This is a genomic window from uncultured Sphingopyxis sp. (assembly GCF_900078365.1).
Lineage (GTDB): Bacteria > Pseudomonadota > Alphaproteobacteria > Sphingomonadales > Sphingomonadaceae > Sphingopyxis.
In genome coordinates this window covers 722,159-733,856 of record NZ_LT598653.1, presented here as the reverse complement: position 1 = coordinate 733,856, position 11,698 = coordinate 722,159, and the positions used below count along the sequence as shown (strand labels likewise).

General features: G+C 63.2%; 10 protein-coding genes and 1 pseudogene. 8 read left to right on the top strand and 3 right to left on the bottom strand.

Features of this window, described 5'->3' with window-relative positions:
- Nucleotides 1-218: 218 nt before the first annotated feature.
- From QZL87_RS03245 to QZL87_RS03235, 3 genes are all read left to right on the top strand, one after another.
- Nucleotides 219-2,528 (top strand): TonB-dependent receptor, encoded by a 2,310-nt coding sequence (locus tag QZL87_RS03245; protein WP_295323690.1) that lies wholly within the window; start codon nucleotides 219-221, stop codon nucleotides 2,526-2,528.
- Nucleotides 2,529-2,614: 86 nt separating this feature from the next.
- Nucleotides 2,615-3,907, top strand: coding sequence for an MFS transporter (locus QZL87_RS03240; RefSeq protein ID WP_295323687.1), 1,293 nt, complete (start codon nucleotides 2,615-2,617; stop codon nucleotides 3,905-3,907).
- Nucleotides 3,908-3,994: 87 nt separating this feature from the next.
- Complete coding sequence (locus QZL87_RS03235; protein WP_295323685.1) at nucleotides 3,995-4,786, top strand: LuxR C-terminal-related transcriptional regulator; 792 nt, start codon at nucleotides 3,995-3,997, stop codon at nucleotides 4,784-4,786.
- Nucleotides 4,787-4,881: 95 nt separating this feature from the next.
- On the opposite strand, the gene QZL87_RS03230 is transcribed toward QZL87_RS03235, so the two are convergent.
- Nucleotides 4,882-5,925: an aromatic ring-hydroxylating dioxygenase subunit alpha gene (locus tag QZL87_RS03230; RefSeq protein ID WP_295323683.1), complete on the bottom strand. Its 1,044-nt coding sequence runs from the start codon at nucleotides 5,923-5,925 to the stop codon at nucleotides 4,882-4,884.
- 212 nt (nucleotides 5,926-6,137) lie between these two features.
- On the opposite strand from QZL87_RS03230, the gene gor reads away from it, so the two are divergent.
- Complete coding sequence (gene gor / locus QZL87_RS03225) at nucleotides 6,138-7,484, top strand: glutathione-disulfide reductase (protein ID WP_295323680.1); 1,347 nt, start codon at nucleotides 6,138-6,140, stop codon at nucleotides 7,482-7,484.
- Between the two features lie 218 nt (nucleotides 7,485-7,702).
- Here the strand turns inward: gor and QZL87_RS03220 are convergent, their stop codons facing one another.
- Both QZL87_RS03220 and QZL87_RS19225 read right to left on the bottom strand, forming a co-directional pair.
- Nucleotides 7,703-8,353: a DUF2285 domain-containing protein gene (locus QZL87_RS03220; RefSeq protein WP_295323678.1), complete on the bottom strand. Its 651-nt coding sequence runs from the start codon at nucleotides 8,351-8,353 to the stop codon at nucleotides 7,703-7,705.
- A gap of 4 nt (nucleotides 8,354-8,357) precedes the next feature.
- Nucleotides 8,358-8,426: pseudogene (locus tag QZL87_RS19225) on the bottom strand (hypothetical protein); the annotation flags it as partial.
- Nucleotides 8,427-8,711: 285 nt separating this feature from the next.
- Here QZL87_RS19225 and QZL87_RS03215 point away from each other — a divergent pair.
- From QZL87_RS03215 to QZL87_RS03200, 4 genes are all read left to right on the top strand, one after another.
- Nucleotides 8,712-9,464 carry a LuxR family transcriptional regulator gene (locus tag QZL87_RS03215; RefSeq protein ID WP_295323675.1) on the top strand — a complete coding sequence of 251 codons (753 nt, stop codon included), beginning with the start codon at nucleotides 8,712-8,714 and terminating at the stop codon, nucleotides 9,462-9,464.
- Between the two features lie 78 nt (nucleotides 9,465-9,542).
- Nucleotides 9,543-10,160 carry an acyl-homoserine-lactone synthase gene (locus QZL87_RS03210; RefSeq protein WP_295323673.1) on the top strand — a complete coding sequence of 206 codons (618 nt, stop codon included), beginning with the start codon at nucleotides 9,543-9,545 and terminating at the stop codon, nucleotides 10,158-10,160.
- Nucleotides 10,150-11,037: a phytanoyl-CoA dioxygenase family protein gene (locus tag QZL87_RS03205; protein ID WP_295323672.1), complete on the top strand. Its 888-nt coding sequence runs from the start codon at nucleotides 10,150-10,152 to the stop codon at nucleotides 11,035-11,037. Before QZL87_RS03210 ends, QZL87_RS03205 begins: the two co-directional genes overlap by 11 nt.
- Nucleotides 11,034-11,636, top strand: coding sequence for a GntR family transcriptional regulator (locus QZL87_RS03200; RefSeq protein ID WP_295323671.1), 603 nt, complete (start codon nucleotides 11,034-11,036; stop codon nucleotides 11,634-11,636). Before QZL87_RS03205 ends, QZL87_RS03200 begins: the two co-directional genes overlap by 4 nt.
- Nucleotides 11,637-11,698: the final 62 nt, after the last annotated feature.

The following is an 11,698-nucleotide window of genomic DNA, read 5'->3' as shown; positions in this document are numbered from 1 at the left end:
CAGTTCTCTCCCGGTCGATCGGATGTCGACACGTCATTGCCGGGCTCGGCGGCCATGATGGCCCGTTCGCGGAAAAGGGCTGTCCACCCGATTGGGGACAGCAGGCGCCGCCCTCCCTCCGCGTCCTCAATGGAGATGACGTATGACCTCGACGCTTGCGCTAGGCAGGACGGGAGATTGCGGGCCGTCAGAGCCCGGACCTGAGAGGGAGACTGCCAATGTTGCGCCGCCAGTATACCGTGTCCGTGTCCGCCGTTGCCATGCTGGCGCTGGCGCTGCCGCAATTGGCAAAGGCGCAAGAAGAAATGCCGCCGGCGATCGGCGACAGCGACAGCGCCAGCGTTGCCGCGGACGGATCGGGCGACATCATCGTGACGGCGACGAAACGCGCCGAAAGCATCAACTCGGTCGGCATGTCGATCACTGCGGCGGGCGAAGACGCCCTTGCCCAGGCCGGCGTCGTGGATACCGGCGATCTTGCCAAGATCGTCCCGGGCTTCAATTTCACCCCGTCCAGCTATGGCGTCCCCGTATTCACGCTCCGCGGCATCGGCTTCTACGATACCAGCCTTGCGGCTCCGCCGGCGGTCAGCGTCTACAGCGACGAGGCGCCGCTGCCCTATTCGATCCTGACCACCGGCGCGTCACTCGACCTTGAGCGCGTCGAGGTCCTCAAGGGACCGCAAGGCACGCTATACGGGCAGAATTCGACCGGCGGCGCGATCAACTATATCGCGGCCAAACCGGAGGATGTTTTCGGCGCCAGCAGCGAAATCAGCTATGGCCGCTTCGATGCATTGACGCTGCAAGGTCATGTCACAGGACCACTGGGCGAAGGCGTCAGCGCGCGCGCGGCCATACGCTATACCCGCGGCGACGACTGGCAACGCAGCTTCACGCGCCGCGACGGGATCGGCGAAAAGGATTTGCTCGTCGGCCGCCTGCTGGTCGACATCGAACCCGCCGACGAGCTGCGGATCCGGCTCAACGCCAACGGCTGGCGCGACCGGTCCGACAACCAAGCCTATCAATTCCTGCGGGTGCTCGTAAACCCGGCCGCCCTGCCGCCCGAATTGGTCAATTATCCGCTGGCGCCCGACACCAACAGGGCCGCGGACTGGACGCCCGGCTTCGCCTACAAGCGCCACAATGATTATTACCAGCTGTCGGGCCGCGTCGAATATACGCTGGGAAGCAATGTCGATCTGGTTTCGATCACGACATGGCAGGAACTCGATCGCAACGGCTTGGTCGATGCAGACGGAACCACGCTGCGCGCCAATGAATATTCGACGCCGGGGCATCTTGAAATATTCTCGCAGGAATTGCGATTGTCGGGGGAGGCCGGCCGGTTCTTCTGGCTCGTGGGAGGCAATTACCAGCATGAAAAGATTGCAGACTCGCTCGCCGCTACCTTCTCCAACATCGGCGTGCCGTTTGACGGCGTCGACACGCGCAACAGCACCATCGTCGACACTTACGCCGCCTTCGCCAATCTCGACTATGAACTGGACAGCGGCGTAACCCTCCATGCCGGCGCACGCTATTCGGACGATCGGCGCCGTTTCGAGGGATGCATGTACGACAATGGCAGCGGCCAGCTGGCCGCCCTGCTATCGGCGATCGCGACGGCGCGCAACGGCCGGCCGATCACGATTCCGCCCGGCGCCTGCGCATCGCTCGACACGAATTTCCTGCCCGATCAGTTCCGCGACACGCTGGCGGAGGATAATCTGTCGTGGCGGCTCGGCGCGGACTATGAGGTCGGCGCAGGCAAGCTTGTTTATGTCAATGTGAGCCGCGGGTACAAGAGCGGCGCTTTCCCGACGTCGGGCGCCACTTATGGCATCCAGTTCCGGCCGGCGACGCAGGAATCGGTCCTCGCATTCGAGGCCGGATTCAAACTCAGCCTGCTCGACCGCCAACTGCAGCTCAATGGCGCTGCCTTCTATTATGATTATACCGACAAGCAGTTTCGCGGAAAAATCATCGACCCCGTTCTCGGCGCGCTCAATGCGCTGGTCAATGTCCCGAAATCGCGCGTTCAAGGCGCCGAATTGCAGATCGGCTGGACGCCCTCCGACTCCTTCTCGCTCAACCTGGGCGGAACCTATGTCGGCTCGCGGATCAAGGGGTCGTTCCAGAACTTCAATGCTTTTGGTCAGCCGGTCGATGTCGGCGGCGAACAATTCCCGCTAACCCCCAAATGGCAGCTCACGGGGGATGCCGAGTATGGGACGGAAATCGGCAGCGGCCTTGACGCCTATGTCGGCGGAAACTTCAGCTACCAGAGCAAGCAGAATTCGGGCCTCGGCGCGCTGCCCGATCTGGACGTCGACGGCTATGCACTGTTCGATGCCAGGTTGGGTGTGCGCTCGCACGGCCGAGGATGGCATGCCGCCCTGTTTGTCCGCAACCTCACCGACAAGAATTATGTGACCTTTGTCAGCAGCGCATCACCGACGCTGCTCGCACAATTGCGCGGGCAGCCCAGGACGTTCGGCGTGACGATCGGCTTCGACTATTGAGTTAGGCGGGCGAACCGGTCGCCGGATATTCAGCGCGTTCAAGGAAAGACAGAATGGACCCTCGCGAAATCATCGCGCAAGACCGGATGACCTGGCGCCAATGGCTGGCCGTCGTGATCTGCCTCGTGCTCAATGCTCTCGATGGTTTCGACATGCTTGCAATCACCTTCGCGGCGCCGGTGATCCGAGAGGCATGGCAGGTCACGCACGAGCAGATCGGAATCGTCATCGCGTCCAGTCTGGTCGGCATGTCTTTGGGATCGCTGTTCCTCTCGCCGCTGGCCGACGTCCTCGGTCGCCGGACGATGATCATCATCTGCCTGACGATCATGGCGATATCGATGGCGATGGCGCCGCTGTCGTCGGATATCGCAACGCTGTCCTTCTGGCGCCTGACGACGGGCCTCGGGATCGGCGCCTTGGTCGGCACTATTACGGCGATGGCCTATGAATATGCCAATATGCGCTGGCGTAATCTCGCGATCGGCCTGATGGGCGTCGGCTATCCCGTAGGCGGCGTCCTTGTCGCGGCAACATCGGCGGCGCTGCTGCCCGCTCATGGATGGGAAGCGGTTCTCTGGATCGGCGCGGCAGCGACAGCGGCGATGATCCCCCTCGTCTTCCTCATCATGCCCGAATCCATCGCGTTCATCATGTCTAAACAAGGTGCCGGCGCGCTCGCCGATGCCAATGCGGTACTGCGGCAACTCGGCCATCGGCTCGCGACGCTCGTCCGCGACGACGGGTCGAGCCCCACCATCAGGCGCCTCGACATTTTTTCGCACACTTTTCTCCTGACCACCGCGACGCTGACCATCGCCTATTCGCTGCACACGATGACCACATATTTCGTGCTCGGCTGGGTTCCCTCGATCGTGGTGGATATCGGGCACGATCCGGGCACGGCGGCGCTGGTTTCGATGTGGATCAATATCGGGGGCGTTGTCGGCGGCCTGGCCTTTGGCTGGTTCGCCGGGCATTTCGGCCTGAAGCTCTCGACGGTCCCGCTTCTGGCAGGAACGATGGCGGCGGTAGCGATATTCGGCGACCTGACGTCGGGGCCGACCCTCAAATTGACCGGCTTCGCAATCGGATTCTGCATGATCGGTGCTTCGGTCGGTCTGTATGCGTTGATCGCGCACCTGTATCCGACTGCGCTCCGCGCCACGGGAACGGGCGTCATCATCGGCATCGGGCGGTCGGGTGCTGCTGTCGGCCCTGTCCTTGCCGGTGTCCTCATGACGGCCGAAGTCGACAAGGCAACGATCGCCATCCTGATGGCGACCGGTTCGCTGGTGGCGGCCATTGCGATCTGGATGCTGCCGACGCGCCCCGGTGCCGATCAGCGCAGCGGAGCCGTACCATGTCCCGCCGACTAGAAGGCGCTTGGCGGCACGGCGGTTTATAAGATATCTAACGTCATAGCGACCGAACGAAAAACAAGCGTCGCAGACAGGAGGGAACTGATGCTGTCTGTCGAGGAATTTCCGGGGCGAAGTACATCGCCGCTGCGAAAGATGGCAACATTGGTGTCTGCGATCGGGCAGGACGAGTTCGCCACTTCCGCGCTCGACGCGCTCGACGAGGCGGTGGGCGTCGACCATCTGTCGCTACTGCGCATCAACGCCAAGGGCGATGTCGATTTCCGCGCCGCCACCAGTGTTGGCGGCAGCCATTTGAGCGACGCCGTTTCGCGCGAATATTTTCACCGTTTCACGCATCTGGACCCGGTCAGATCGGTCAGCCGCCGCCGGATGGTACCGGGCGGCTATCTGCTGGTCCGTGTAACGGGCAAGGACGTGCTCAACGCTTCGTATCGGCAGGCCTGTTATACCAATCCCGACATCGGCGAACGCCTGACAATCTTTTCGCGCGTGAACGGCCTCGATTACCAGATCAATTTATATCGTGTGTCGAGCCGCGGACGCTTCGGCGAGGACGCGCCTCAGTTTCTTTCGGGCGTCGCCGAAATCCTACTCCCCGCGATCATGCGTCACGCGGATTTGATATCGGGTCCCGGCGAAGGCCGTGTTCGACGCCTGTCGCTGGAAGCGCTGGAGCATCGCGTTCGCCGTCTGAACGACAAGCTCAGCGATCGCGAGATCGATGTCTGCTCGCGCATGCTGTATGGTCAGTCGATCGAGGGGACTGCGCTCGATCTTGAAATCAGCCAGACAAGCGTCGTCACCTACCGCCGGCGAGCCTATGCCAAGCTCGGTATTACCTGTCACAACGAACTCTTCGCACTCGCCATGTAAAAGCCCCTCCGCGCTGTCAGCACGAGCGCGCGGAGGGGCCTGTCCCGCATTCGGCCAAGATCGGACGAATGCGGGTCGGGAGCCTGCCGGTCAAATTAGGCCGCTGCCGCGCCGCGATCCTCCGCGAGAGCCCTTTTCAGCATGTTGCGACCTTGGACAACGCCCGCATCCATGGATAGTGCCATCAGGTCATGATCGCCGGTACGCAGGACGACTTGCTGTTGCGCCTCGATCATCACCTTGTCTTCTTCCAGACCCGCGTAGGTTTCGTCGAGTATCTTGTCGCTGAGCGCCTCGTTATCGAGATCGAAGTTGCGCGTGTAGCTCCAGAAATAGTGCGTTGAGGTCTCGGTTTCGGGTGTGAGCGACTGGATGCTGTGGAAACGCAGCGCTCCCGGCACATCGACTCCGTCGAGCGCGCCCTTTCCTGCCGGAGCAAAGCCGGAATCGAGATCGAGCAGATTGCCCAGCGTGCGCCATTCATATGTCTGCCAGCGATCCACTGGCCCTTCGAGCGTGGGAGCGAGCCGGGAGATATAGGGCGGAACCGGGTCCGAAGGATATTGCCGCTTGATACGAATGCCGCCGTCGATGCGCTCGATCTTCGCCTGCGTGTTCGCCATGCTGCGCGAACCGCCGAAACTGTTCTGGTGAACGAAGGAGAGGTGCGAAAAGTCGAGCAGATTGTCCATGATCAGGCGATAATCGGCGCCGACATGGACATATCCCGGCTTCCATGCCCATTCGCTGCTCGCCTGCCAGGGGCGCGGTATGATATCTTCTGTTTTTGCGCGTTCGGGTTCTCCCATCCATATCCAGATATAGCCGTCCTGTTCAACGACAGGATAGCTGCGCACCCGGATCCGTGGACTGATGACGTCCTGCCCGGGTATTTCCACGCAGCGGCCGTCGGGCGCAAAAACCAGGCCATGATACATGCAGCGAACATTGTCGGCCTCCTGCACCCCGACCGACAGCGGAGCCTTGCGGTGACAACATTCATCGATCAACGCGGTGGCCGTCCCGTCGGCCTGGCGATAGAATAATATCTGCTGGCCCAGAATCCGTCGCGATAGAAGATTGCCGAACTGCAGCTCTTCAGGCCATGCCCCGACATACCATGCATTTTCGATGAACATTCCCGTCCCTTCTCGCTGGTTCTCGGAATAAAGGCTTCATTCTTGTCGGCATGCCGGGACATGCCGGCGAGGACTCATCCGAAGCCATCCCGTTTCGTTCGATCAATTTACGGCCTCGCCAGGAAGATTCTGTCATTCCAAAGATGGACAGAGACCTCCGATCCATCGGCTATGCCGCGAGGCAATGAGCCTTTGGAATAAAGGGGTTATCCATGAGCGATTTCGACTATGATCTCTTCGTCATCGGCGCGGGATCGGGCGGTGTCCGCGCCTCGCGCATCGCCGCCTCGCACGGCGCGCGCGTCGCGGTGGCGGAGGAGTATCGGGTCGGCGGCACCTGCGTCATCCGCGGCTGCGTGCCCAAGAAACTGCTCGTCTATGGCGCCCATTTCGCCGAGGATATCCACGACGCGCGCAAGTTCGGCTGGGACGTGCCCGACTGCAAGTTCGACTGGCCGGTGCTGCGCGACAATGTGCTCGCCGAGGTCGACCGGCTGGAAGGCCTCTATGGACAGACCCTCGACAATCACAAGGTGACGGTGCTCAAGACGCGTGCAACGGTCGCCGGTCCGCAGAAGATACGCCTCGCCGACGGGACCGAAGTCACCGCCGAGCGCATCCTGATCGCGACCGGCGGCTGGCCGCACGTTCCCGAGTTTCCGGGCAGCGAACATGCGATCACCTCGAACGAGGTCTTTCACTTGGATGCGCTGCCGAAGCGGATCATCATCGCGGGTGGCGGTTATATCGCCAACGAATTCGCGGGCATCTTCAACGAATTCGGCAGCAAGGTGACGATCGTCAATCGCGGCGACGCCATCCTGCGCGGCTATGACGAACAGATCCGCGACCGGCTGCTCCAGATTTCGATGACCAAGGGCATCGATTTCAAGTTCAACGCGCCTTTCCAGTCGATCGACAAGAAGGACGACGGGACGCTCATCGTCCATCTCGAGGGCTGCGATCCGATCGAGGCCGACGCCGTGCTAATGGCGACCGGGCGCACTCCGAACACCAAGGGCCTAGGGCTCGAAGAGGCCGGGGTCGAACTCGACGACAAGGGCGCGGTCAAGGTCGACGAGCGGAACCAGTCGTCGGTGCCGAGCATCTTTGCGGTCGGCGACGTCACCGATCGTATCCAGCTTACTCCTGTCGCGATCCGCGAAGGGCAGGCCTTCGCCGACAGCTTCTACGGCGAAAAGCCGACTGTGGTCGATTACAGCAACGTCCCCAGCGCGGTGTTCAGCCATCCGCCCATCGGCGCGGTCGGGATGACCGAGGCCGAGGCGCGCAACAAGCTGGGCTCGATCCGCGTCTACACCAGCGATTTTCGCGCGATGAAGAATGTCCTCGCGGGGCGCAACGAGCGCGCGCTTTACAAGATGATCGTCAACGCCGCGACCGACCAGGTCGTCGGCCTCCACATGATCGGCCCCGATGCCCCCGAAATCCTGCAGGCGGCGGCGATCGCGGTGAAGGCGGGGCTGACCAAGGCCGATTTCGACGCGACGGTCGCGCTGCACCCGAGCATGGCCGAGGAGCTGGTGCTGCTGAAATAAGGTTCGTGGGGCCTTCTGATGCCCAATGAACCGGTTTTTCGGAGGTTATCCGTTCCCGCGAACGCCTGAAGGGCGGCCTATGCGCGTAAAGTCCCAGCTTGGGGCGCAATTTCCTGAATTCTCATTAGCTATTGTTGCGTAACGCTCGACGATCATCGTGGTTGGTTGCCGGACTTTTGCGGTAATTTGCGCATCTCCTTGCCGATATCGGCGCAAAATCATTCATCCAGGCCATGGCCTCCTAACAGATTCCGATAGCCGCCCGCTGCCATGCGCCGCGCCTCGCGGACAAGCCGTCTCACCCGCGAACGCAGCGAATCCGATGCCGCCCGCCAGTCCAATGATATCCGCTCGTCTCCGAACAGGGCGCATGCAATGTCACGCTGCGATGCACCGGCCTTGAGGGCGTCCGCGACTCTCAGAACATCGATCAGTCTCTCGATCCGGCGCTCGACGGGAAAGAGCGCGGGCAGGAAGCGGCCGGTCCGGAACAGCCCGGCGGCCCGGCGAAGCGGAAGCAGCCGAGCATCCGTGTCGCGGCCGACCGAACCGGAAAGCAGATAGCGAAGCAGTACCGGGCGGCCGTCCGCCAGGCTTCCCTCTTCGACATCGATGCGAATGCGCCGGTAGCCATCGGAAAGAACCGCATGCTCACGCCCCTCGGGATCGGTGACGACGTAGAGCCAGCGCGCGAACCGGTCGTGATCGAACCGGTCGGCATGCCGCGGGTCGACCGGCAGAGCTGCGACGCGCAATGTATCGAGATCGATACCTGCATCCCACACGACCCGCGCATCGGGTGCCGCCCGCGAGGGATCTTCGGCGAAAGAGCAAGCCCCAGGCCAGGCGCCCTGGCCGGTCGCAGCCATCGCGCGTCGCCCTACTCGCCGACGTGTACCAGGCAACATAGGCCGGGTCCCGTCGCAGCCACTCCCACATCATCCCCGAACGGTCGATGCCGCGCAGCCGCCGGTAGGGCGCCGGGTCCCGCCAGTCGCAGTGAGACGTGGGCCCGGGCATTCAGCTCGCCCGCCCGTTAAGTGCCATATCGAACAAATCGCCTGCAAACAAAGCGTTGCGCGCCGCAGATGGGTGGCTATGATGGGTCATCATTCCAGCATTCGGGCGCGGCGGATACGGAAAACCGCGCACCCGCCCGAACCGGCAGGAAAGGACGGCAGCGGGGGGCACGGCGGCTTGAGACGCTGCCTCGGGCCGGGATAACGCATGAGAGACATGCGTGCGGAGGTCGAGTGGTTCCTCGACGCGATCGCGCTGGCGCGCGATGTCGGCGCCCTTGCAATGATCCTCGGTGAAATGACGAGCCGGATGGGTTTCTCGCATTTCGCGCTCACCCATCATGTCCATATTCTCGATGCGCCGAACGCGGGAATCCGCCTTCATGATTATCCCGAGGCGTGGGTCGACTATTTCGACACGCATCGTCTCGGCCTGTCGGACCCGGTCCATCGCGCAAGCCATCGCACGAGCGCCGGGTTCCGCTGGAATGCGATGCCCGACCTTATCCGGATGACACCCGCCGATCACCGGTTGCTCGAACTCGCACACGAGCATGGGCTTACCGACGGCTTCACCGTTCCCGCCAATGTCGTCGGCGAAGCCACGGGTTCGTGCAGTTTCGCGATCGGTCCCGGCCGCGCCCTGCCGGCGGATGCGCTGCAGTGGGCGCAGCTTGCGGGCATCGCCGCCTTCGAGGGCGCGCGGCGTATCTGGCTCGCCGGCGCCGTGCCACCCGGACCGCGGCCGTGCCTCACCGACCGGCAACGCGACTGCCTCATCTGGGCGGCGCGCGGCAAGACCGCTTGGGAAAGCGCGCGCATCCTTGGGATCAGCGAAGAGACGGTGGTGCGCCATCTCAAGCAGGCCCGCGACAGATATGGAGTCGAGAAGCAGACATCGTTGCTGATTCGTGCCCTGTTCGATGGAGTTATCAGCTTCTCCGACATCTTCTGGCGTTGATATGCCCATTTCTGGGAATAGCGCGATCGCGCTCCGAGCCCGACCCTCCCGTGCACACGCAAGACGGGAGCCTCAACCATGCTGCATCTGCCTGACGCCGACTGTTCCGCCAGCGAAGACGATGTGTTGCGTGCGATGTTCGTGGCGCGCAAGCAAGTGTTCGTCGATCTGCTCCGCTGGGACGTGCCGGTCCTCGACGGACGGTTCGAGATCGACCAGTTCGACGACGAACATGCCATCTACATCGTCGTGACCGACCGGGCCGGCCGCCATCTCGCCTCGGCGCGATTGCTGCCAACGACACGGCCGCATATCCTCGCCGATCTCTATGCGTCGCTGTGCGACGGCGATGTGCCACGCGGGCCGCGCACATACGAGGTCACGCGCTTCTGCCTCGATCGGCATATCGATGCGCGGGCAAGGCGCCGGGCGCGCGACCGGCTGGTCATGGGACTTGCCGAGTTCGGGCTCGCGGAAGGCATCACGCTCTATACCGGCGTCGCTGAGGCTGGCTGGCTGGAGCAGATACGGGCCTTCGGCTGGCGCGCCTGGCCGTTGGGCGCTCCGCAACGGATCGACGGACGCCAATTGGGAGCGCTGGCGATCGCAATCGATCGCGACACGCCGCGCCTGCTGGCCGAGGCCGGGATCGGCGGGTCCGCCACCCCGGCGTGGGAGCCGGTTCATGCGCTCTGAGACGATCGATGCAGCCGCAGCCTCCCTTGCCGGCTGGTCTGCGAAGCTCGCACGCGACGGCTATTGCATCATCCCCGATGCGCTGCCCGAAACGCAGGTCCGGCAGCTCGACGCGGCGCTACGGCCGAGTTTCGCGGCGACGCCCTTTTGCGAGGGTGGTTTCTACGGTGCCCGCACCCAAAGGTTCGGGCGGCTGCTTGCAAGGACGCCGCTCGCCGAAGCGTTCGTCCGTCACCCGCTCATTCTCGGCATCGCCGAAGCGATGCTGCAACCCTGGTGCGATCGCATCCAGCTCAACCTCACCCAAGCGATCGCAATCCATCCCGGCGCGCTGCCCCAGCTTCCGCACCGGGACCAGGATATGTGGTGCGGCGCCGTCGGCGAGACCGAATATCTCGTCAATGTGATGTGGCCGTTCACCGACTATCGCGCCGACAATGGCGCGACGCTGATCTGGCCGAACAGCCATGGCCAGGCGGCGGTCGCCGCGCATCGAGAGGATGAACCGGTCATCGCCGAGATGGCGCCGGGATCCGCCCTCCTCTTCCTCGGCTCGGCGCTGCACGGCGCGGGCGGGAATACAAGCCGCGAAATCCGCCGCGGCATGGTCGTCAGCTACTGCCTCGGCTGGCTCAAGCCTTATGAGAACCAGTGGCTCGCCTACCCGCCCGAGATCGCGCGCCACTTCGACCCCGAGCTCGCCGCGCTCGTCGGCTATCGCCAGCACCGTCCCAACCTCGGAAATTTCGAAGGGCAATGCCCTTCGATCCTCCTCGGCGACCATATTCCAGCCTGCATCGGCGCAACCGACGCCTTGCGGCCCGACCAGCAGGCGCTCGTCGACGCCTTTGTCGCGGAGCAACGGAGCGAACGATGAATGCCGGCGTGACGTCGGAGCGCGTCTATGACGCGCTCAAGGCCCGATTGCTTGGCGGCGAGGTGCCGCCCGGCGAGCGGCTCGAACCCAAGAAGCTCGCCGCGCTGCTTACAAGCAGCGTGTCGCCGATCCGCGATGCGCTGCACCGGCTCGCGGGCGAGCATATCGTCGAGATGCGTACCTCCGAGGGATTTCAGCTCCCGCTCGTCACCGAGCCCGCCTTGCGCGAGCTCATCCAGTGGAACGGCGAGTTGCTGCGCATCGCGCTACGGCGCTGGCCCGTCACACCCTCCCAGTTAATCGAACTTCCGCTAACCGAAGATTATGCCGCTTGCCTGCGGACGCTTTTCGGCCTCATCGCTGCGCGTTCGGGCCGCGCCGAAATTGCCCGCCAGGTCGAGGCGGCGAGCGACCGGCTGACGGCCTCTCGCATTGCCGAGAGCAAGATCCTCTCCGATCCCCGGGGGGATCTCGCCGATATCGCCGCTGTGATCGAAACCGGCGATCCGCGATCGATCGCGCGCCATATTGCTGTCTATCACCGGCAGCGCATGGCGCTCGTCCCCCCGATTGTCGAGGCCATCTACCGCCGCGGATAAAGCGCCTCACATATAACGCGTCTATATTCGGCGTATGGTCTGCGTATAAATTTCGGATAGCC

Excerpts from the sequence above, each read along its gene's own strand:
- QZL87_RS03245 (WP_295323690.1), top strand. The coding sequence starts at position 219 with ATGTTGCGCCGCCAGTATACCGTGTCCGTGTCCGCCGTTGCCATGCTG.
- QZL87_RS03240 (WP_295323687.1), top strand. The coding sequence starts at position 2,615 with ATGACCTGGCGCCAATGGCTGGCCGTCGTGATCTGCCTCGTGCTCAAT.
- QZL87_RS03235 (WP_295323685.1), top strand. The coding sequence starts at position 3,995 with ATGCTGTCTGTCGAGGAATTTCCGGGGCGAAGTACATCGCCGCTGCGA.
- QZL87_RS03230 (WP_295323683.1), bottom strand. The coding sequence starts at position 5,925 with ATGTTCATCGAAAATGCATGGTATGTCGGGGCATGGCCTGAAGAGCTG.
- gor (WP_295323680.1), top strand. The coding sequence starts at position 6,138 with ATGAGCGATTTCGACTATGATCTCTTCGTCATCGGCGCGGGATCGGGC.
- QZL87_RS03220 (WP_295323678.1), bottom strand. The coding sequence starts at position 8,353 with ATGGCTGCGACCGGCCAGGGCGCCTGGCCTGGGGCTTGCTCTTTCGCC.
- QZL87_RS03215 (WP_295323675.1), top strand. The coding sequence starts at position 8,712 with ATGAGAGACATGCGTGCGGAGGTCGAGTGGTTCCTCGACGCGATCGCG.
- QZL87_RS03210 (WP_295323673.1), top strand. The coding sequence starts at position 9,543 with ATGCTGCATCTGCCTGACGCCGACTGTTCCGCCAGCGAAGACGATGTG.
- QZL87_RS03205 (WP_295323672.1), top strand. The coding sequence starts at position 10,150 with ATGCGCTCTGAGACGATCGATGCAGCCGCAGCCTCCCTTGCCGGCTGG.
- QZL87_RS03200 (WP_295323671.1), top strand. The coding sequence starts at position 11,034 with ATGAATGCCGGCGTGACGTCGGAGCGCGTCTATGACGCGCTCAAGGCC.